This window comes from Paenibacillus allorhizoplanae (assembly GCF_927798215.1).
Lineage (GTDB): Bacteria > Bacillota > Bacilli > Paenibacillales > NBRC-103111 > Paenibacillus_E > Paenibacillus_E allorhizoplanae.
The window spans coordinates 585914-607270 of record NZ_CAKMMW010000003.1; the positions used below are offsets into that span (position 1 = coordinate 585914).

The window sequence follows — 21357 nt, forward strand, 5'->3', positions numbered from 1 at the left end:
TTTACCGTGTAGCTCCTATTAATCATACCACCGAAGTCGGGTATTCCAAAATCCTGCGTTTGATGGCATCAAGACTCCTTAGTCTTGATGCGCATGAATTAAATCCATTTTCAGCTGCCACAAGGCAGCGCTCAAATTAACGCGATATACCTCAGGATTCAGCATCCGCAAATATTGCGGCCAAACGGTCTGCATTTGCTCAGCATGGTAGTCACGAATATTATCCAAGGTTGGCAATTCATAGACTAGCTCTCCCGCTTCGAAAATTGGCTTCAACAGCGGAACGGCCTCATAATTCTCGATATATTTGAACAGATACGGATGGATGGGGTCGAATAGCTTAATTCGCTGGCCTTCCCGAATATCCACCTCATCCTGCAAGGCCAAATAGTCGGCTTCCGCTTTGCCTGTCGCCAAGTTCATAATCCGGTAGGCTTCCTTGAAGCCTGGATTCGTCACCTTCTCCGGGTTGCCCGAAATCTTAATGACCGGCACGAGTGCGCCATCCTTCTCACGGGCAACAAGCTTATACACCCCGCCTAGCGCCGGCTGGTCGGCTGCAGTAATCAGCTGGGTGCCGATGCCCCAGCTGTCGATCTTAGCCCCTTGGGCTTTCAGCCCGGCGATGATGTGCTCATCCAAGTCATTGGATGCCACAATCTTCACCTCCGGAAAGCCCGCCTCATCCAGCATGCGCCGCGCCTGCTGGGATAGATACGCCAAATCGCCGCTGTCAAGGCGAATGGCGTTCAAGCGCTTGCCGCGGCTCGCGAGCTGCCGCGCCGTCGCAATCGCATTCGGCACGCCGCTGCGCAGCGTGTCGTAGGTGTCCACGAGCAGCGTGACCTGCTCGGGCAGGGCCTCGGCATACGCACGGAAGGCGTCCGCTTCCGTGTCATGGGCCTGCACCCACGCGTGCGCGTGCGTGCCCTTGGTCGGGATGCCGAACAGCATCCCGGCTCTTAGGTTCGATGTCGCGTGGAACCCCGCGATATAAGCGGCTCTTGCGCCCCAGATGGCGGCGTCAGCCTCCTGGGCGCGGCGCGTGCCGAACTCCAGCAGCACATCGTGCGGAGCAACGCCTTTCATGCGCGAGGCTTTCGTCGCAATGAGCGTCTGGAAGTTCACGAAGTTGAGAATCGCGGTCTCCACAAGCTGCGCCTCAAAGATACTGCCGATGACACGAACAAGCGGCACATTCGGGAAGACAAGCGTTCCCTCAGGCACGGCTTGGATATCACCTTTGAACGTAAAAGCACGAAGCGCATCAAGGAACTCTTCCTTATAGTTCTCCTCTTGCTCGCGTAAATAAGCGATTTCCTCTTCACCGAAATGCAGATTTTGCACATAATGGATCACCCGCTCCAGCCCAGCGAAGACCGCATACCCCCCATCAAAAGGCAGCTTGCGGAAATACACCTCGAACACTGCTCTCTCCGTATGTGTCCCTTGTAACCAGTGGGCGTACATCATGTTAATTTGATATTTATCGGTATGCAGCGTTAAGTTATTCATCGCATCCATGGTTTGCCAATTCATCGTTTTCATCCTCCCCATCCTACATCCACTCATCTTACACACTATCATTTTACTTAATTTTTCCAACCCCGAACAACTTTAGCCCCAAGCGTCTTTTCAAAATGCCGCAATGCCCACGCATGGCCTTCTGCATCAAAGCTGGCAACCGCATCCTCATGAATGACGAGAGAGAAGCCTTTATTATACGCATCCACCGCTGTATGTAAGACACAGATATCTGTACACACACCAGCTAGATGAAGCTCCTGAATACCTCTAGCTCTAAGCTGTAGTTCAAGATCCGTCCCACAGAATGCGCTGTATCTCGTTTTGTCCATCCAATAAATCGCAGCTCTATGAGCTACATGCACTTCTTTTAAAGAACCGTAGAGCTCCCTGCCATCCGTATCACGTATATTATGGGGTGGGAACAAGAGCGTCTCCGGATGGAACGGATCTCCTTCCTCATGCAAATCAACAGCCATCACAACATAGTCCATCTCTGTAACAAAGCTTTTGGTTAGCTCACACAGGCGAGCTTCTATCGCAATAGCGGGGTCCCCGCAAGGAAGCTTGCCTACTACGAAATCCACTGTATAATCAATCAGAATAAAGGCTCTCATATCCACCACTCCTTATATTGTATATTTAATATTATTATAACGACTTTATCAACTAGTAAAAAGAGAAGCCTAACTGTAGAACAACAGCTAAGGCATTTGATCTTACCTATTTCTTTCCGCGTTTCATATTGTCATTTCGATAAATTCATTATGACATAATTAAATTCACATTTCAATAGGTATTTGAAGAAATCTATTGTGAATCCGGGTACAAATTGGCGTAATTAATGAGAATGGTCATAAACCCAAGTGCAACGAAAGAGAAAAAAGCCATGAAAGATAGGTGATACACATTTGGGAATACGATAAAAACGACACCACTGCCGACACAAACCCAGTTCTGCCACATATGTTTCCCCGTTTTCCCTAAAGCTAGCATAGAACTTACGAATTGAAGACTTCCGAACAGTGCACAGGTGAAAAGCGCATTGGTTACATCTCCAAATCCAAACACCCAAGGAGTCATCAGAAACCAGAGACCCATGAGTGCTGACAAACTATTTTTGAGATACATACCGATCACACCTCCTACATGCGGGATGTTCTAGTATATGCAAACGCTTACAACAACGTGTTAGTTAAAAAAGCCTCCAGATCACCTAAATCGGCAATTGAAGGCTTATTTTACTGGTTATTCATGTTTTTCACTCAATTACTGTGCGATATGAATCCCTTTTGAATCAATAGTCACATCGGCCTTTAAAATGTCTGACACAAATTTAGTAGGCACATAAAGGGTATCGTTTAGAATGACCGGAGCCGCTCCTAGCGCAACTGGCGCCATTTTGGCAAAGAAATAGCTATCTTTCCCCACACTCACACTCGTCCACTGCGCACCTTTCGATAGTTCAGCCGCATACGTATCTTGATTCCATTTCACGGTGTAGCCTAAACCTTCAGCTACTTTACGGAAAGGAACAAGTGTAACGCCATCCTCATTCTGTTCGACATCAACGGGTGCCAAATCCACTTTCACTTTGTCAGTACCAGGCAGCGGAGTAGGGTTCGGTTTAATTGTCAGATCGTTAGGCAAGACGAAGCGGAATTCTGGACTTCCAGCGACACCAGCTGCAATCGCATATTTCGGGAATACAACAACTGCTGCTCCTTTTTCTACATAAAAGCCTTGCTCCGAAGAGATCCCTTTAAATTGATCTTTAAAGAAATATTGCGGTTCCTCCTCCATTTTGGCAATAACACCTGCATCAATCGTGGCCTTGTAGTCTGCGCCAAGCAAATCCTGCAGCGTTACACGCTGAGCAGCTGCTGCATTCAGCACATTATACGTATCCACTCTCGGCATGCCAGTGCCGCCCGTTTCTCCGTACGTAGTAACGGTAAGAGAAACAACACCTGAAGGATTTCCTGTGCCATCCGATTTCAAAGTATAGACAATCGTAAGGCCATAAGGCCGATACGTATATCCCTTATCTTTGGCTGCAGCAGCTGCCTCCGCAGCATCCTTTTCCCAGCTTGCTAAATCTTTGTTCGCATGGGAGAGAATAATGTTATTTAGTTCGTCTTGGTATTTCGTATCCAGCATACCGCTCAACTGTGGTACTTTGATGTTGGTCGTTAAGTCTGTACTTTTGGAGGTAAGCACCACTTCTTTAATGACAACGGGTACTGCTGATGTAGTTGCCGATATAGGTACAACGGAATCTGCTGAAGCAATGCTCGCAACTGGCAGTACCGAAGCACTCACACTTACGAGCACCGCACAACTAACAACACCCATTTTCAACATGTTCCAAGGATTCTTTTTCATTTCCTATTCACTCCTTCTGAGTTATCGTGTTTGTATCGCTTGTTTAACCTTCACGATAACTAGACGCACCAGCTTTCGGAAAAGTCTGATCCTAGACCATTTTTTTCAAAAATAATTTACGAAAGACGGAAAGTACCTACCACTTGATTCAAATCCGTGGCAATTCCGGCAAGGTTTTTGGCTGACGCCGTAATTTCTTCGGCTGATGCCAGCTGTTCCTGGGTAACTGCAGCGACGGATTGCGCTGTACCTGAGGTTTGCTGAGCAACGAAACCAACTTGCGCGACGGTTGCAGCTACTTCTTCCGAACTCGCTGCCATCTGCTCTGCAGCTGCCGCTGTTTCTTGAATTTTGCTAGCTACTTCTTGCGAAGCTGTTACGATTTGACCGAATGCTTTCTCGGCAATGCTTACCTCATATAGACCTTCCTGCACTTCTGTTCTTCCGTTGTTCATGACTCCAACAGCACGCGCGGAATCCCGTTGAATGGACGAAATGAGTTCCGAGATCTCACGAACGGAATCATCTGTTTGAGAAGATAGCTTGCGCACCTCACCAGCTACTACGGCAAAACCCTTTCCGCTTTCCCCCGCACGCGCAGCTTCAATCGCTGCGTTCAGCGCAAGTAGGTTCGTTTGCGATGCAATATTCCCGATTAACGTGGTAATCTGACCAATGCTTTGGGAATGCTTCTCAAGCTCCTGAATCACCTGATTCGCTGCATCAACGGAGGTGCTGACCGCCTGTATTTTACTCACAACACGTTCCATGGCATGTGTACCTTGCTCGGCAATGTTCGTAGCCGTCATGGATAGTTCTGATACATCAGCTGTGGTTTCGGCGATACGGGAAATGCCCGCTGCCATTTCTTCCATAGCTCTCCCACACTCCACAGAGCTTTGAGCTTGCGCATCCGCTCCATTAGCGAAATCCTGCACCGAAACTGCAACATGCTGTGAAGCGGAGGTATTCTGCTCCGAACTGGCAAACAGCTGCTGAGAGGAAGCCGCCACACTAGTCGAAGCATGCAGCATTTGCTCTACGGAATGGCGTAGATGGCTCACCATTTGGTTAACGGCCCCGATGAGATGGCCAATTTCATCTTTATTTTTCACGACAATCGATTCAACGGTTAGATCACCTTTTGAGATACGATTTAAAGCTTGTGATGCTTTTCGAACAGGATTTGAAATGTTACTTACGAGGAAATAACAAGTCGCAATCATGAATACAAGCATCACAGCCAATGCAGTAAGTGATATTTGGACGCTTTTCTTGTATTCCTTTGTGCTGTCGACTACACCTTGCTGACCGCCCTCTTGGTTGTAGCTAACCATATCAGCCATCGATTTCTGTGCCTTAGTGAAGGCTGCCGACATCACTGTAAGGCTCTCTGCCGCTTCCTTCACTTTACTTGGATCACTTGCTAGCTGTTTATTGGCAACGAATGCCGTTTTAAATCCATCCCAGTTCTGAGTAAGCTCTTGCAAACGTGCCCCTTCGTCTTCACTTGACACAGAATCCTTATATTTTCCTAACAATTTGTCGATTTGTGTAATCGTCGCTATGATGCCATTGTCTATAGGTTCATGTTTTTTCACGTCTGGCTCTAATTTCTTCTGATAGTACAAGGTTAGTAAATGCTCCGAGTAATAATGAACTTCCTCAATATCTTGAATCCCCATCATCCAGTTGTTTGCTAGACTAGTATTCATGTCCTTTAACGCGCCCATACGACTCATAGCTGTATAGCTCATTCCAACAACCATCAAGAAGATGATCGCAAATACCGCAATAAATTTCGTCCTTACTGTCATCTGCATACCTAAATCCCCCTATGTACTTAACGCAATTTTGAACATCTGTGTATACGTAATTGATCTGTTGGATATATCATAAATTGAAATCATTAAATTTCTTCTGTTCTAATCATGATGAATCTATGAGATTTCCTAACAATTACATAGCTCTCGGAGGAAAAAAATGTCATCATCCTTGCGTTTTAAACTCGTCGCCTGGCTTGTTCTTATCACATCCATCTCCCTTGCCGTCGTAGGGATTACCAATTATAAACTTTCGAGAAATAAGTTACTGCAGCAAATGAACGAGCAATCCTTAACCGCTGTATCGAATTCCGCACGAAACTTATATGATTTCTTGTCGATTCGTTTGGCAGAAGTTGAGCTTATAAGCCGGGTCAGCATTATGAAAAATGGTACGCAAGAAGAACGACTCCAATTTCTGACTCATGAATTGCAAACAGATGGGAATCGCTATCACGCCATGGCTATTTCTGGTTTGGATGGCACCTTGCAATTTACCTCTGGATTGACTTTCTCCATATCGGGTGAACTTCGCTTCCAGCAGGCTCTGAAAGGTAAAACCTTCATATCGGACCCTCATCTAAGCAAAATGAAGGGCATTTACGTCATCTCGATTACAGCGCCCATCTTTGACGATCATCATAATGTCGTTAGTATCATCGATGTTTCTATGGATGCAACACCTGTTTTTCAAGAACATTTACTAGCTCCACTCGTTAATGGAGACCAGCTGATCGTGAATCGAGAAGGACTTATCTTATATGATACAGACCCTTCTACCATTCTTAAGATGAATATTTTCACTGAATATCCCGAATTAGGTCCTGCTTTTCAACAGGCATTACGAACTGGAAAAGGATACCTCGACGAATCCATTCTCACCGGAAGGAAGACACGATGGTTCTATGCACGCATCCCTCAAATAAATTGGTACCTTGCTTATTCCATGCCAATCACTGCCATTGAAGCCCCTGCAAGTCCACTTCTTTGGTCTACAGTAGGGTTAATCGTCATGGCAGCGCTAATGATTTTCATCCTTATTTACCTCACAACGAACCATCTGATTATCAAAAGAATTAAACAAATTCTCCAAGTAACCGAGGCGGTTGCTGCAGGTGATTTCCACATGAAGCCCATCGTATTCAATAGTAAAGATGAATTAGGTGCCCTTGCCTTATCTGTCAATGGCATGATGGAGAATATCCGCGAGCTTTTCGAGCCGTTCGAAGCTTTTATTCGTCATAATCAATACGCCATGATCGTGATGGATCCGAACTTTACGATCAACCATCTCAACGGCAGAGCTACGCAGATGCTTGGGTATTCTTTTGCAGACGTACATAAAATCGCCTCTCCCTTAATCTGGTTAGATCAAAAACAGCTGAATGAAAGAGCCGCACAATATTCTGCAGAACTTGGCGAGACGATTCCCGCAGATTGTACAGCACTCGTCATTCGTTCCTTGCGCCATTTGAAAGAGGATTTAGAATGGACCTGGTACCATAAAAACGGCACCCGTATCTATGTACAAGCGAGTGTTAGCTGTATCACACATCCGAATGGCGAATTAAAAGGTTACGTCTTAATTGCACGCGATATCAGTGATATTAAAGAAAGTAATGAGACAAAGGAACGGCTGTTCACGATTGTTGAAAGCGCACGGGATGCCATTCTCACCTTTGATCAAGACGGTTATATCTTCTATATTAATCCCGCCGGCATCCACTTGATGGGATTAGCTGGAACGAATTATGAACGAACCCATTTTCATGAGTTTGTTGAAATCCTGAATGACATTAATTTCGATGAAGGTCTTCAAACAGCCATCCAAGATGGCTTCTGGGAAATCGAAGCGGAGGTCATGACCAAGAAACAACAACGCATTATTGCATCACTTATCATCGTCCCCCACTTCCCTCTCGATAATGGTGAGCTGTATTTCTCGGCAATCACCAGAGATATCACGGAACAAGTCCATGCCAAGGAACAGCTTATCCTAGCAAAACAGGAGGCGGATGATGCCAATTTGGCCAAGGGTGTTTTCCTCGCTCGAATGAGCCATGAAATACGTACGCCTCTAAATGGGATTGTTGGACTTTCCCACTTGCTTGAGAGAACAGCAATGACTGAACTACAGATGGATTATATACGCAAAATCTCTCGTTCCTCCCAGTCGCTCTCACATATCATCAACGATATACTGGACTTTTCTAAACTGGAAGTAGATAAGCTCGTGATTGAACATCACCCTTTTCAGCTAGATGAAACCATCGATCGCGTGTGCGAAACTTTGAGCGTGCTGTTAGGTCATAAGCCTGTGGATTTCATTTGCGATATACCTGACCAAGTGCCTAGTGGACTGATTGGCGATTCTTTGCGACTCTATCAGGTGCTTCTGAATCTTTCCAGCAATGCGATTAAATTCACGGAGCAAGGAACCGTCATACTTCGCGCTGGAGTCGATCAATTGCATGAGAATGAAGTTACTCTCCGTTTCAGCGTCACAGATACCGGGATTGGCATAGATGAGAAGCAGTTGGCCAATTTATTCCAACCCTTTATCCAAGGTGACGAGGTGACGAGCCGCAAATATGGAGGAACAGGACTTGGGCTTGTTATTTCCAAAAATATTATCGAGAATATGGGCGGCTCAATCTCAGTCTCCAGCACGCAAGGTAAAGGGAGCGAATTTGTGGTCCTTCTCACCTTCACGCTCTACTTGCCTGGCAACAAAGCGTACAATCCCTTACCGCTGGCTATGCTCGTCGTAGAAGACCATCCTACGCTCAATAAGGTACTTGTCCAAAGCTTGCAATCCATTTGCAACGACGCTGCGGGTGTGTACGCCTGGAAGGAAGCCCTCCAGGTCATCGATCATATCCCTCTCGACTTCCTACTGCTCGATATGGAGGCAGAAGATATGTATGGAGAGGAAGTGTGGCTAAGCATGCTGGCAGCTTGCCAACAACAGGGGATTAGAACGATTATTTACACTTCGTTATCAGGAAGAGATGCTCTTGAACAGCTACCTACAGAAGCCTCACCCGATGCCATTCTGGTCAAGCCGATCTCTCGAAGCCTCTTGTACAGGACACTAGCTTCGCTGCAAGCTGAAAACGATATCGTTCATACTCAAATGACAGAGAGAATGACGAATGATAGAGAGATGGACTGGGCGCTTTTCCCTTTGAACAGCTTAAGTAATGCTCCACTCCGCATTCTGATTGTGGAGGACAATGAAATTAACCAAACGGTGGCTCGCTCTCTTCTAGAAAGTATGATGAACTGTCGCATTCAAGTCGCTGGTAACGGATTCGAGGCTCTGCATGATTTGGCGAATCACACGTTTGATTTGATCCTCATGGATATTCACTTGCCTGAGCTCGATGGGATCGAAACGACCAAGTGCATTCGTCTTGAGCCGAAATGGGCACATATTCCGATTATTGCCTTAACAGCGGATTCAACGCTCGACAATCGGCTGGCCTGTATAGATGCAGGTATGAGTGATATGATCTCCAAGCCCATCATACCCGAACGGTTAAGAGCAGCTATTGAATCCACTCTTCATCTGCAAGTGGAGAATCATAGGATGGCTGGACTCGATATCGCGGAGGCACTCCAACGCATGGGTGGAAAAACGGATATCTATCGTGAGATGCTCCGTAAATTCCAAGACCAAACCGACCCGCTGATGGCGCAATTAAAAGGTAACATTGACGCAGGTAACTTTGAGGAGGCTCTTCGTTTACTTCATGGCATACGCGGTTCTTCCAGCAACCTTTCAGCTAATCGTGTGTTTGCCGCGGCAAGCGAGTTGGAGGATTCTGTGAGGGCACAACGGAAACTGCACGCAGCGGATCGAGATCTGTCTGACGTGTTCCATTTGCTTCAAAGTGTAGAGTTTGAGTTGCAGTTCGTTTATCAAACCATCCAAAAATTGCTGCTTGATTGAAAAAAACACGAATTTATGTCACTATATGCGTATACTCCATCAAGATGGAGTGTGTCATTTTATACGTATAGGTGGTTATTGTTATGACTGAACATGGCGCTCCATACCGCATCTTGTTGTATTATAAATTCGTCGCTGTTGCTGATCACGAAGCCTTGGCGCGAGAACACTTGGCTTATTGCAAAAAGCTCGGTGTAAAAGGACGCATTCTGATTGCTCCTGAGGGCATTAACGGCACCCTTTCTGGGACCGTAGAGCAAACGGAAGCCTACATGGCGATGATGAATCTCATGCCATTGTTTAAAGATATGGTTTACAAGATTGATGAGCATGAAGGACATGCCTTCAAAAAGCTGTTTGTCCGTCCGAAAAAAGAGCTCGTCACCTTCCGTCTTGAAGAAGACGTGAATCCGAATGAGCTTACGGGTACACATTTGAAGCCGAAGGAATTTTATGAGAAGCTCAAAAATGAAGATGTCATCGTGCTTGATGGCCGTAATCATTATGAGTATGATATCGGGCATTTCCGCGGCGCCATTCGTCCTGAGGTCGAGACGACCAAGGAATTCCCTGAGTGGATTCGCAACAATCTGCAGGAGTTCAAAAACAAACCAATTCTCACTTACTGCACGGGAGGCATCCGTTGTGAGAAATTATCTGGTTTCTTGATCAACGAAGGCTTCACTGACGTGTATCAGTTGGATGGTGGGATTGTCACCTACGGCAAAGACGAAGAGGTGCAAGGTCGTTTATTCGATGGAAAATGCTATGTGTTCGATGAGCGCATCTCCGTACCGATTAACCGCACGGATGAAGATATCATTGTGGGCAAATGCTACCACTGCGGAACCGCAGAGGATCGGTATATTAACTGTGCGAACGATCTATGCCACTTGAAGCACATTTGCTGCGAGGCTTGTGAAGAGGAGCATGACAGCTTCTGTTCCAAGGAATGCGAAGAGAAAACGTTAAGCGCGTTGGAGGCATAGAGGGGGGTCCCTTCTTTTCGAAGAAATGTTAAATTGCCGACCCTTGCGTGGATCGATTTCCCCTCTTTGCTCAGACTAGGCGGATCGATTCACTTCCATATGCTGCCCTTGCCGCAGTTAGATGGAAAAACTACATCTAAATTTGCTCGATTCGGCCGATTCTTCCATTTTAATGGAAAAACTCCAGTTAAATTTCACCTTTGTCGCGGAAAGCGAGCAGAAGGTTGAAAATAGCTGGAGTTTTTGCAGTTAATCACTCCAATCAAGCTAATTCGTCTGAATTAGCTGTAGGTTTTCCCGTTATTTGCGGGGTAGCGGCGTCTGCAGCGGCCTACGGAGCTAAAAGTCGCGTGAGCTATTGGGAGCATCGCTTCCCATCACATACACTATCACTTTCACTAGAAGAGGCCCCTCTCAAGTCGATTGACTTGGGAGGGGCCTCTTGGCTACCCTAACTAATCTGATCCTCGATCTGGTCCATAATCCGATCAATTAGAGGATAGACTAGCTCCTCCTCCAACGTGAAGTGCTTAAGCAGAATGAGGCAAGCCGTCAATAGCTCAGAAGCCATCACATGGACGAAGTCCATGTCGATCGGCACACTCATGGCATTGACACCGTTGACGTATGACTGTACGACTCTTTTGGCCAAATCATGATCCTGCTCCAACACATGCATGGACCGCGAAACAGAGATGGCCATCGTCGGATGTAAATAGGATTGCAGACTCGGGAACAACACTTGTTCTTCCCATTCCGAATGCTGCTCCAACTCCTCCACCAAGGATAGAATGCCGTCCTGAAGTTCGATCAGACGACACATCCCAATTGAGCAATCTTCAAGGGTGTACAAAGCTGCAGCTAGCGTTCGAATGTCGGAGAGCTGCTCACGCATTTGCACATGCTCCTCCTTCAAACGCTGGGCTAGCATTCTAAATTCACTAGGATTCACATTATCTGCCCGATTCGTTTGAATGCTCAAACGGTCACTCATTCGACATCCTCCTCCGAGTTTTTCGTAAGAAAACTTTCTTCGTAAGCATTAACGCTAAGTTTCTTTAGAAACTTGCCACGTAAGTATTCACATTGTATGAAACAGAAAAACCCCATACCGCATTATCATTGTATGCGGCATGGGGTTGTTAACATGCGAAAGAATGTCTAATAATAACCTTTTAACGAATACGGCTCTCCGTCAAATGAAACTGATTCACAAGCAGCAACATAGATTGCGTTATTGCCCCTACATCACCCGTCGTTTGACGCACATGATGCATGTCTTGCAGAAGCTCTTTCACAGTATGCTCAACCTCCGCTGAGATCTGACGGTTCTCTTTGCTTACCGCTGCAATCTTCTCCATAAGAGCAACGACTTCCTCCACAACCTGCGTTTTCATGGTATCGTGAGCATTCGCCGTGCTAAGAATCTCAGACGCCGCTGCAACAATTTGTGTTCCTTCTAGAACGACCTTTGTCCCTTCTTCCATCGAGATGAAAGCTTCATTCGCATGTCGTTCAATGTGCTCGATCGTCTCATTAATCTCCGTGGTTGATTTCTTCGTCAAATCCGCCAACTTGCGGATCTCTCCGGCAACGACGGCAAATCCTTTGCCATGCTCACCTACACGCGCTGCTTCAATGGAGGCATTCAATGACAGTAGATTCGTCTGCGCAGAGATTTCTTCAATTACTTTAAGCAGCTTCGGAATTTCTTGCGTCGTTTGCAAGAAGGTTTGAATGGTTTGATTCGTTTCTTCTACCTTCGCCGATATATGGGTCATCTTCTGACCAATACGTTCAACCTCATCCTGCGCAACGGCAATCTGCCCTGAAGCCTTCTGTTCCAGTTCGCGCAAAGTTCCGCTCATATTTTGCGTAACGTCCTTGGCGACATCAATATCCTTCAGCTGTCCACGCAGCGAGCGAATCATATCATGGATTTTCGTACTCATCCGTCCCGTTGATTGCTCCGTAGAACCTGTTGAGTCATTCATCCGCTCTTGGCTCACCTGCACCTCAGCAGCCGCTTGCTTCACTTGCAGCATGATGCCTTCCAAGGAATCGATCATATTATTGATCCATTTGGCCAAATCCCGCGTCTCATCGCCAGCGAACTCGTCAACCTTCAGACGCTGCGTCAAATCCCCTTTACCTTCTGCATTAATTCGAATAAATTTATTAATTTGAGCAAGTTGTTTAGCAATTGGCTTACTTCCTTGGCGTCTAATTAAACTTGCACCAATCCCACCGAAGAGTAGATTGACACCAACCATAATTGCCGCGCCGACACCATTTGAAACATGTCCATTTAGCAGCCAGAAGCTACCCGCGGTAACAAGCAGCATGAGCGTAATAAACCGTATTTGCAGACTGAACATCTTCCAATCAATCGAACGAATCCGGTAAACCTCTTCCAAATCGCCTTCACACATCATTCCCCACACGTCTGAACAATGCGGCAACTGAAAGGTCACACCTTTTCCAATTACAGAAATATGACGATAATCGGAATATCCTGGATATTCAACGAATAGATTATTTCCCTTAGCAATTGTTCCTGCTACGCCTGGATGCAGCTGTCCCGTCGCAGGATCCGTGAAAACAAGCTCCAGCTCCGTATGCTCCTTGACGCCAACGATACCATAGTCGGTGCGAACGCCGTCTTTCAAATTATCGCCATGGGTAAAGGTCAAATCTTCGAATCGGCTTCGCGATAACGCTGTTCCAGGAACGATTTGCTTATTTAACCCAGGCTTCGCCATAAATAAATAGTTATCACCCGAATCGGGATACACATGTCCCGACTCGCGCTGAATCAGATCTCCGAGCACATCGTTCGGTACGCGTCCACAAACGGCTCCTTTCCATTGCCCACCTACCATAATAGGTGAAATGAAAGCGATCGTCATTGCATCATGAAATGGCGAAGTGCTTGGGCCGATTTGGAGCGTAAGCGGGTCCGAGAAAGGTCCGAATAAGCATTTCACACCTTTGCGCGTTTCTTCCAAGCCTTTCCCAAGCACGCCTCCCGCCGCATACGATCTTCCCACATGCGCGTTGTGTGTGGAGTATACGACGGCAGCCTTTTCATTCAAAATGAATACTTCGGAGAAATCAGCTCCACTCTTCATTGCTGCTGTCAGGAGCTTTTCTACCAGAGATGCATCCTTCGACGCAGACTCCTTCAACGCTTCAGTTCCCGTTAACTGTTCAAGCAGTCGATCCAAATTGGACCAGTAGGCGATGGCCCAGCCACGTAAAATTTCCGTTCTTGTGTGCGCAATTCCTTCGAAAATATGCTCAACATCTTCCTTGATATGACGATTCAGGCGGTAAGACCACCACAATGGCAGACCTTTTCTAAACCCCAGCCAATCAAACATACCATAACACCCCTTTTATCACATTCAATGTGACTTTCTTTTACATTTGCCTTATTCGACAATATTATAGTGATTTTTCATGCAAATCAAGACAAATAACTGAATTTTTCATGAATTTTCCGAACATTAACAAAAAATTCATGAGGAATGTCAGTATTTTTATGTGTTGACTATATTGACATAATTTTCTGAAAAATTTAAAATAGAAGAAAATACACATCTCTTCTAGCTTATCACGTCATGTAAACTAACAAATAAGAACTTAGATCAGAAAGGAGGCCTGGTTTCTGCTTCGGGCCCTCAGCAACATGTAGCTTCCGAAAGCATATCGATGAAACCAGGGAGCTGCGATGTCCAAACCTGAGAATCTGGTCACTACCCCTTATGATCCTCGTCCTTTTTTTGATGAGATGTTTATGAACGCCTACTCGGTTCGCCCTCATTACCAAAGTACCTTCCTTCAATTCATGTCGATGAAGACAGGCAACTTAAACAAACGTCAAACGGCTACGATGAAACGGATGATGGAAGAAGGCATTACTTTCACCCTCTACAGTCCCGATCAGACAGAGGCGCTAGAGCGCACACTTCCCTTCGATCCTATCCCTAGGATTATCCCGCAGGAAGAGTGGATAAAGCTCGAACGTGGACTCAAGCAGCGCGTAAAGGCACTCAATATGTTTCTCAAAGATATTTATCATGAGCAGTCCATTCTCAAGGATGGGATTATTCCTAGAAAAATGGTGCTTTCCAATTGTTACTTTCGACCCGAAATGATGCGACTTTCGATTCCAAACGATGTCTATGTTACGGCCTCTGGGATTGATTTAATTCGAGATGAGCAGGGTGAATATTTCGTTCTCGAGGATAATCTCCGTTCCCCTTCGGGCTTCTCATACCTATATAAAAGCAGATCAATCATGACGCACTTATTCCCTGAACTCGTTTTCAGTCATTCCATTCAAGATATTGAGCATAGCTTAAACGTATTTCTAACCGCTCTGCGCAAGCTGAGTCCTTCTGGCAAATCAGATCCTGTCATTGGACTTTTGACACCAGGCTGCTATAACTCCGCATATTTCGAGCACACGTTCCTCGCGCAACAAATGGGATTAGAATTAGTTGAAGGACACGATCTCGTCGTCATTGATCACAAAGTGTACATTCGCGGTATCAAAGGACTTCGTCAAATTGACGTTCTCTACCGCCGGATCGATGATGACTTCTTAGATCCACTCGCTTTCGATCCGAACTCGATGCTTGGGGTCGCTGGCATAATGAACGCCTATCGCGCAGGTAATATCAACATTGTGAACGCACCAGGTACAGGTGTAGCCGATGACAAGGCCATCTATGCCTACGTGCCCGATATGATTCGATATTACTTGAATGAAGAACCTATTTTAAACAACGTACCGACGTATATTCTTTCGCGGCCTGATGAGCGAGCGCATGTCCTGGCGCATTTGCATGAAATGGTCGTGAAGGAAACTTCTCTATCGGGCGGCTACGGCATGCTAATTGGGCCAACGGCTTCTGAGAGCGAAATCGCTGACTTCCGGCTCAAAATCCTAGCTAACCCCGATCGCTATATCGCGCAACCTACGATTCAACTATCCAGAGCACCTGTCATGATCGATGGTCAAATGGCAGCAAGGCACATTGATTTGCGGGCTTTTGTCATCGCAGGTGAAGACATTCAAGTGATTCCGGGCGGACTTACGCGTGTTGCTTTGAAAGAAGGCTCCCTCGTTGTGAATTCTTCGCAAGGAGGGGGATGTAAAGATACGTGGGTTGTTCGCTAAACGCAACCTACAATTCGAATGGAGGCCAAGGGATATGGTCATGATGGGACGAACAGCGGAAGCTTTATTCTGGATCGGTAGATATTCGGAAAGAACAGAGAATCACGCAAGGCTGATCGATGTGTATTATCATATCCGTGAGGACATGGAAGGCAGCAGTAAGCAATCCTGGAGCCGGCTCATCGATACAATCGGAGACCGTGCTGTTTTCTTAGAGCAGTACGGAAGCTTTACCGAACAACATGTCCTTCAATACATTACGCTAGATAAAAATAATGCAAACTCCCTTCTTGCCTGCACGAACCACGCACGTGCTAACCTGCGAAATATTCGGGAGAAAATGCCTTCCGAGCTATGGGATATTATGAATGGCCTCTATTTATGGCTAAAAGAAAAAGAAGTCCGCGATATCACGAATGATTCGCCTCATTTGTTCTATCGCTTCATCCGGGATACGCTATCTATGTTTCAAGGCTCGGCGACTTCCGTCATGCCTCGTCAGAACGAATGGCATTTCGTTGAAGCTGGGCGCTATCTAGAACGTGCTGAGAATCTGCTGCGTTTAATTCAATCGCTTTGTTCGGAATATGCCAAAGAAGACTTTTCCTCCTATCCGCTCATGCTTGCGGTTTTGAAATCCGTCAGTGGATACGAATCGTATCGAAAAGAGTATGCGGATACGGTCAATTTGAATAGCATTATCAAATTTCTGCTTTTAAATGAAACTTTCCCACGATCCGTTGCTTTCTCCATGCAGTCTTTGGAGCGCTCGTTCAAGGGCATTCAATTGGATGATCCTGAACTCACCAACGCTGTGCATAAACTAGCCAAATTAGCAGGGAAAGTGAGAGCGAATTTGGCCTGCATGGATGAAGATGATTTGAGATCAGGTAAATTAGAATCGACATTGCAAACACTCCTCGACTCCTGTAATGGGATGGGGGTACGGATGTCCAAAGTCTTTTTTCCCTCTCGGGAGGAGGTTATCGCATGAAGAAGCTGGAGATCACACACATTACTCGTTATTCCTACACCGATTCCGCACAAGACAGTGTCAATGAAATTCGGCTAACTCCCTTAACGGATAATCGTCAGTCCTGTTATCACCATGCGATCACAACCGAGCCTGTATCGGCTTTCTTCACCTATTCCGACTATTTCCACAACCGTGTACACGCGTTTACGGTCAACAAGCTCCATCGCGAGCTCACAATCAAGATGGTCTCCACCGTTGTCACCCACGAAAATAATAACAATCCTGTATCCCTTCGATCCTCTTATGAAGATAAAGCTTTGAGATACGGAGATGACTTTCAGAATGAGTACGCTGAATACTTATTACCAACCAGCTATACCGGGCTAACACCTGAGTTGAAAGCTTACTCCGATGCCATTGTCGATGATGGCGTACCCTTATATGATCTACTCCAAACCATCTATACCACCATCAATCGGGACTTCACTTATGATGTTTCGGCGACCTCCGTACAGACAACGGTAGGCGAAATGTTGAAGCTGCGGCGTGGTGTTTGTCAGGACTACTCTCATTTCATGATCACCATTTGCCGCGAAAAAGGTATTCCAGCCCGTTACGTGAGTGGCTACCACTTCGTCGGTGATTTGCAAGGCGGCAGCGCGGATTTCACGCAAGCCTCCCACGCATGGGTGGAATGTCTCATCCCCGGCTCTGGCTGGTTCGGGTATGACCCAACGAACAATTGCGAAGTGAACTGGCGCTATATCAAGCTTGGGCATGGACGAGACTATAATGATATCGTCCCTGTCAAAGGCGTCTATCGCGGCTCGGGCACACAGGACTTGGAAGTTATCGTGGATGTAAAGTTAGTGGAATAGACTTGCGGTAGTCTGAAAATGCTTAATAGGCACGGATCCGAGATCCGTGCCTTTCACTCTTTTAAAAGAAATCCGTCAGATACGTTGTACGCTCTGGAATGAATCGTTCCCATCTGGAGATCTCACCTGCGTCACCTTGCAGACGGCCAATGCGATGCAGCAACGATGCTCGTTTGTAACCCATCAACAGCGCGGATAAGGTCTGGATATCACACGAGATGATATGCCGCTCTTCCTTTTTATCGCCGCCTCCCTCCATCGCGAACGTTTGTTCTTCACTTAGATTAATAACATCATTCCCATCCCCATATCCTGGTTGAATTCGGAATATCCCGTTATTCCACTCGGCATGTCCATCACTAAGCTGAAGATAAAACGGCTTGCACTCGCTTGCACCTTCCACAACCGCGTTAAATGAATAACCCTTAAGAAACGCCGCAGCATCGACGATGCGTGCCATAAAATAGGGAACGACCTCTTGCTTAATCCGAGGATCCGCCAATACAAAAGGCAACGGGTCGCCAGACGGCGCCTGACATACCACTTTGTCAATCATCGAGTCATGATTGGAGATTAATCGCCATAGCCCACGATTCGCATCCTCTGTCAGGGCAATCAGTTCATGCACAGTGAGCACCTTATCTTTTACTTGGTAAATGATGTACCCCTCTGGCTCCCCAGCAGCATTTCGATATAAGGTTACGATTCCTTTCTTCCTGCCCAAAACTCTCTTACGCCACCAATCCTCCGTCCGCACGAGCATGCCGTTAAAACGTTTGGCGTACGCCTCATAGATCGGATTCAGCACTGCCGGTTCCGCTTCAATCCGTTGGAGCGTGCTGCCCTCTGCAACTTCTGGCTTCGGCAGCTGGTGGGTAGCAATTTCATATCGCATGTATTCGCTGTATGCCTCCCATCCGTACTTGCGATAAAAAGCAAAAGCGAATGGTGCCAAGAAAGACAGAATCTGACCAGATTCTTTCATCGTTTGCAGTGCACGGGACAACAATTGACCGACCATTCCCTGCCGACGATATTCTGGCCAAGTGGCTACACCCGCAATACCGCCCATCTCAAAAGCTTTGCCGTTTACCCATGTTTCCAGCTCCAGAATCGTTAATTTAGCTGCTAATCGATCTTGGGCAAAATAACCCAAGGTCTGTTGGGATGCCATTACAGCTAGTTTTTCATCCCGCTCCTCCGGCAAAACCGTATATTGAAAAGCAAACTCCGACAAGGCAAGACTGTCTTGAAAATCATCTTTTTCCAACAATCTGATGGGATCCATAGTGCCTCCTAGTTGTCCATTTACCTCTATTCTAACATGGAGAATTCAACATAATCCATACATACCCATTTTGATCAATTTTCTTAAAAAGTGATAACCCGACACACCTTCAAAGACGTATTTAGGGTTATTTTCCGAAAATCAGACGATAGTTCACCTAGCCTTTCGCTACTACAATAAAGAAGCGCAGACATCCATTGAGTCTTAGAGTTAGCAAGAGTTCATAATTCTGCGTAGTGGAGAGAATTCCCCAGACGAAGGAAGAAGGTGATAGTTTAACATCGCAAGATACGAACGGCCAACAATCAGCATGAATTTTGCAGCAGCATGTCATTCATTCTGAAACAAGGTGTTTACTATTTCAAATAGGAGGTTTTTTATGAAAAAGAAAGTGTTACTCTTCGTGCTTGTTTTCTTCATGATGATGGGGTCCGTTGTTGCATACGCCGCACCTAATGTTAATACGTTTGAGCGGCCCGCACGCGGAAGCGCTTACAGTTTAGCGCAATGGGGTGTCGATGGTTGGAGTGCCCCCTGGGACCTTGGCATGAGCACACGCACATGGATCGACGGCTACAATTTTAACCACTCTGGCGGCCAGTCACTTCGCGTGTTCTATCCACAAGGCCAAATTGACCCGCAAAACTCTGGTGCTCAAGCACCTTTTACCATAACACCTGGGCAAGAATACTATTTATCTTACTGGGTTCGATTTAGCAGCGATTTCAGTTGGGGATCGACCGAAAATGCAGGCAAACTAGGGCTTGGATTAGCCGGCGGTGCCGCTTGTTCAGGCGGGCAGGAATGTACGGGCTACAATGGTTTTAGCTCTCGGATGATATGGCGTTCAGGCGGGCAAGCCGCTATCTATTACTATCATATGGGGAATGCTGGACAGTATGGAGACTATGCTGTTTTGAAAAACAACGGTGCCGACATCTATTATCCGAAAGGATCATGGGTAAACATCGTTCAGCGCCTCAAAGTCAACACCGTTACGAACGGAGATGCCAATCCAGATGGTGAGATTCAAATTTGGTATAACGGCACTTCGGCAGCCAACATTACAGGATTACGCTTCGTTCGAAACACCGATAAAGTCGATAAAGCGTACTTCTCTTCGTTCTTCGGCGGAGCTACCTCTGCATTCGCACCTCAGAATGACTCCTATATCTGGTACGACGACCTCAAGGTTTCCACCAATAAAGCAGAGATCTGTGAACTCGCCGTTGGCGGCTGTTATAACCGCACGTTCCAAGCAGAAAGCTATAATTCCATGAGTGGCGTCATCACGGAAACCACACCCGATACGGGCGGTGGCCAAAATGTTGGCGCGATTGACAGCCAAGATTGGATTGCTTTCAGCAATGTGAACATTCCCTCGGCGGGCACGTATTTGGTTGAATATCGGATCGCGACCCCAAATAATAACGGAAAAATCTCGCTGGACATCAACGCCGGTGGAACCGTACTAGGTCAAATCGATATTCCCAATACCGGCAGCTTTTCCACTTATCAAACCGTCTCCCATCAGGTTCAGATCCCAGCAGGCACACATCAATTCGGTCTCTATGCAGCGACCGGCGGTTTTGATATCAATTGGTGGAAAATCACCAAACTATATTAATTCGAAGTGAAGGAGGGATAGGCCAGTTGCTTAGGCAATTGGCTTATCCTTTTTTTGCCAATCTCCTCGACTCCTCCCTAAATTCCAATAGTCCGATATCACCAAACTAAACCGAGCATTTTACTTTAAAATAGCTTAATAGTCCGATTCTGCCGACTTATTTAGCTATGCTCCTTGTACGAGAGTTGTTTGGGGCGATTTAGTTGGGCTTATTCGGATTAATCAGGTTTTGCTAGTGCTGACAATGAGATTAGTTGGGTAATTTCGGACTTCCCAATTGTACTAACCTGACAACATTGAGCACTTCAGGGAGGTGAGGCAGAGCGGGGTAGCGGCATGGGGTGTTGATCACTCTCTCCATTTCCTCTCTATCTCCCTTATTCTCCATCTCCCATCTCCCATCTCTCATCTCTCATTTCTCTCATTTCTCACCTTACTCTCCATCTCTCCCATCTCTCCCATCTCTCCCTTCTTTCCGTTTTCTCTCCACTCTCAAAAATGCAAAAATACAACCTTTTCTACTAATTTAATGTCGATATTAGAAAATGCGTGCAAATAGGCAACCCTTTTAACGTATTTCATGAGAATCTCCTGAAATCACGCTAAATTGATGCCTATTTGCATCAATTTCCAATAACGGAGGGGAAAACTATTAAAGAAAGTGCTCTTTTGCATTTTTGTCAGGGTATAGGACTTGAAGACTTGAGAGTTTTCAGAAAATCAA

Annotated in this window: 14 protein-coding genes; 6 read left to right on the forward strand and 8 right to left on the reverse strand. The window is 46.2% G+C overall.

The annotated features are described in order from the left end of the window. Positions 1-78: 78 nt before the first annotated feature. The 5 genes from L6I86_RS08755 to L6I86_RS08775 all read right to left on the reverse strand — a co-directional run bounded on the left by L6I86_RS08755 (position 79) and on the right by L6I86_RS08775 (position 5732). Positions 79-1539: a nicotinate phosphoribosyltransferase gene (locus L6I86_RS08755; protein WP_420851857.1), complete on the reverse strand. Its 1461-nt coding sequence runs from the start codon at positions 1537-1539 to the stop codon at positions 79-81. Between the two features lie 53 nt (positions 1540-1592). Beyond that, the gene (locus tag L6I86_RS08760) at positions 1593-2141 is read right to left on the reverse strand and encodes a cysteine hydrolase family protein (RefSeq protein ID WP_236286255.1); all 549 of its coding nucleotides are present in this window, start codon (positions 2139-2141) and stop codon (positions 1593-1595) included. A gap of 193 nt (positions 2142-2334) precedes the next feature. Continuing rightward, complete coding sequence (locus L6I86_RS08765) at positions 2335-2655, reverse strand: SPW repeat domain-containing protein (RefSeq protein WP_056624415.1); 321 nt, start codon at positions 2653-2655, stop codon at positions 2335-2337. A gap of 138 nt (positions 2656-2793) precedes the next feature. After that, positions 2794-3909: a stalk domain-containing protein gene (locus L6I86_RS08770; RefSeq protein WP_236286261.1), complete on the reverse strand. Its 1116-nt coding sequence runs from the start codon at positions 3907-3909 to the stop codon at positions 2794-2796. Between the two features lie 116 nt (positions 3910-4025). Further along, a complete protein-coding gene (locus L6I86_RS08775) occupies positions 4026-5732 on the reverse strand; it encodes a methyl-accepting chemotaxis protein (RefSeq protein WP_236286263.1) in 1707 nt (568 codons plus the stop codon). A 160-nt stretch (positions 5733-5892) separates the two neighbouring features. On the opposite strand from L6I86_RS08775, the gene L6I86_RS08780 reads away from it, so the two are divergent. Together L6I86_RS08780 and trhO are read left to right on the forward strand one after the other, a co-directional pair. Continuing rightward, the gene (locus tag L6I86_RS08780; protein ID WP_236286265.1) at positions 5893-9687 is read left to right on the forward strand and encodes a response regulator; all 3795 of its coding nucleotides are present in this window, start codon (positions 5893-5895) and stop codon (positions 9685-9687) included. Positions 9688-9770: 83 nt separating this feature from the next. Next, positions 9771-10676 (forward strand): oxygen-dependent tRNA uridine(34) hydroxylase TrhO, encoded by a 906-nt coding sequence (gene trhO / locus L6I86_RS08785; RefSeq protein WP_236286267.1) that lies wholly within the window; start codon positions 9771-9773, stop codon positions 10674-10676. Positions 10677-11127: 451 nt separating this feature from the next. Here trhO and L6I86_RS08790 read toward each other — a convergent pair whose 3' ends face one another. Further along, entirely contained in the window at positions 11128-11670 is a 543-nt protein-coding gene (locus tag L6I86_RS08790; protein ID WP_236286270.1) for a hemerythrin domain-containing protein, read from the reverse strand. Between the two features lie 181 nt (positions 11671-11851). Further along, on the reverse strand, positions 11852-14059 hold the full coding sequence (locus L6I86_RS08795) for a methyl-accepting chemotaxis protein (protein ID WP_236286271.1): 2208 nt from the start codon (positions 14057-14059) through the stop codon (positions 11852-11854). A 350-nt stretch (positions 14060-14409) separates the two neighbouring features. Between L6I86_RS08795 and L6I86_RS08800 the strand changes: the two genes are divergently transcribed. Genes L6I86_RS08800 through L6I86_RS08810 form a run of 3 tightly spaced genes read left to right on the forward strand, consistent with a single transcriptional unit; the run spans position 14410 to position 17718 of the window. Continuing rightward, entirely contained in the window at positions 14410-15864 is a 1455-nt protein-coding gene (locus L6I86_RS08800) for a circularly permuted type 2 ATP-grasp protein (protein ID WP_236286272.1), read from the forward strand. Positions 15865-15898: 34 nt separating this feature from the next. Further along, complete coding sequence (locus L6I86_RS08805) at positions 15899-16858, forward strand: alpha-E domain-containing protein (RefSeq protein ID WP_236286274.1); 960 nt, start codon at positions 15899-15901, stop codon at positions 16856-16858. Continuing rightward, on the forward strand, positions 16855-17718 hold the full coding sequence (locus tag L6I86_RS08810) for a transglutaminase family protein (protein ID WP_236286276.1): 864 nt from the start codon (positions 16855-16857) through the stop codon (positions 17716-17718). The genes L6I86_RS08805 and L6I86_RS08810 overlap by 4 nt, the downstream gene beginning before the upstream one ends. A gap of 61 nt (positions 17719-17779) precedes the next feature. On the opposite strand, the gene L6I86_RS08815 is transcribed toward L6I86_RS08810, so the two are convergent. Further along, a complete protein-coding gene (locus L6I86_RS08815; RefSeq protein ID WP_236286278.1) occupies positions 17780-19006 on the reverse strand; it encodes a GNAT family N-acetyltransferase in 1227 nt (408 codons plus the stop codon). Positions 19007-19385: 379 nt separating this feature from the next. Between L6I86_RS08815 and L6I86_RS08820 the strand changes: the two genes are divergently transcribed. Continuing rightward, positions 19386-20633, forward strand: coding sequence for a carbohydrate-binding protein (locus tag L6I86_RS08820; RefSeq protein ID WP_236286285.1), 1248 nt, complete (start codon positions 19386-19388; stop codon positions 20631-20633). The last annotated feature ends 724 nt before the right edge of the window (positions 20634-21357 follow it).

Coding starts and splice junctions, on each gene's coding strand:
- L6I86_RS08755 (WP_420851857.1), bottom strand. CDS start 1,539: ATGAATTGGCAAACCATGGATGCGATGAATAACTTAACGCTGCATACC.
- L6I86_RS08760 (WP_236286255.1), bottom strand. CDS start 2,141: ATGAGAGCCTTTATTCTGATTGATTATACAGTGGATTTCGTAGTAGGC.
- L6I86_RS08765 (WP_056624415.1), bottom strand. CDS start 2,655: ATGTATCTCAAAAATAGTTTGTCAGCACTCATGGGTCTCTGGTTTCTG.
- L6I86_RS08770 (WP_236286261.1), bottom strand. CDS start 3,909: ATGAAAAAGAATCCTTGGAACATGTTGAAAATGGGTGTTGTTAGTTGT.
- L6I86_RS08775 (WP_236286263.1), bottom strand. CDS start 5,732: ATGCAGATGACAGTAAGGACGAAATTTATTGCGGTATTTGCGATCATC.
- L6I86_RS08780 (WP_236286265.1), top strand. CDS start 5,893: ATGTCATCATCCTTGCGTTTTAAACTCGTCGCCTGGCTTGTTCTTATC.
- trhO (WP_236286267.1), top strand. CDS start 9,771: ATGACTGAACATGGCGCTCCATACCGCATCTTGTTGTATTATAAATTC.
- L6I86_RS08790 (WP_236286270.1), bottom strand. CDS start 11,670: ATGAGTGACCGTTTGAGCATTCAAACGAATCGGGCAGATAATGTGAAT.
- L6I86_RS08795 (WP_236286271.1), bottom strand. CDS start 14,059: ATGTTTGATTGGCTGGGGTTTAGAAAAGGTCTGCCATTGTGGTGGTCT.
- L6I86_RS08800 (WP_236286272.1), top strand. CDS start 14,410: ATGTCCAAACCTGAGAATCTGGTCACTACCCCTTATGATCCTCGTCCT.
- L6I86_RS08805 (WP_236286274.1), top strand. CDS start 15,899: ATGGTCATGATGGGACGAACAGCGGAAGCTTTATTCTGGATCGGTAGA.
- L6I86_RS08810 (WP_236286276.1), top strand. CDS start 16,855: ATGAAGAAGCTGGAGATCACACACATTACTCGTTATTCCTACACCGAT.
- L6I86_RS08815 (WP_236286278.1), bottom strand. CDS start 19,006: ATGGATCCCATCAGATTGTTGGAAAAAGATGATTTTCAAGACAGTCTT.
- L6I86_RS08820 (WP_236286285.1), top strand. CDS start 19,386: ATGAAAAAGAAAGTGTTACTCTTCGTGCTTGTTTTCTTCATGATGATG.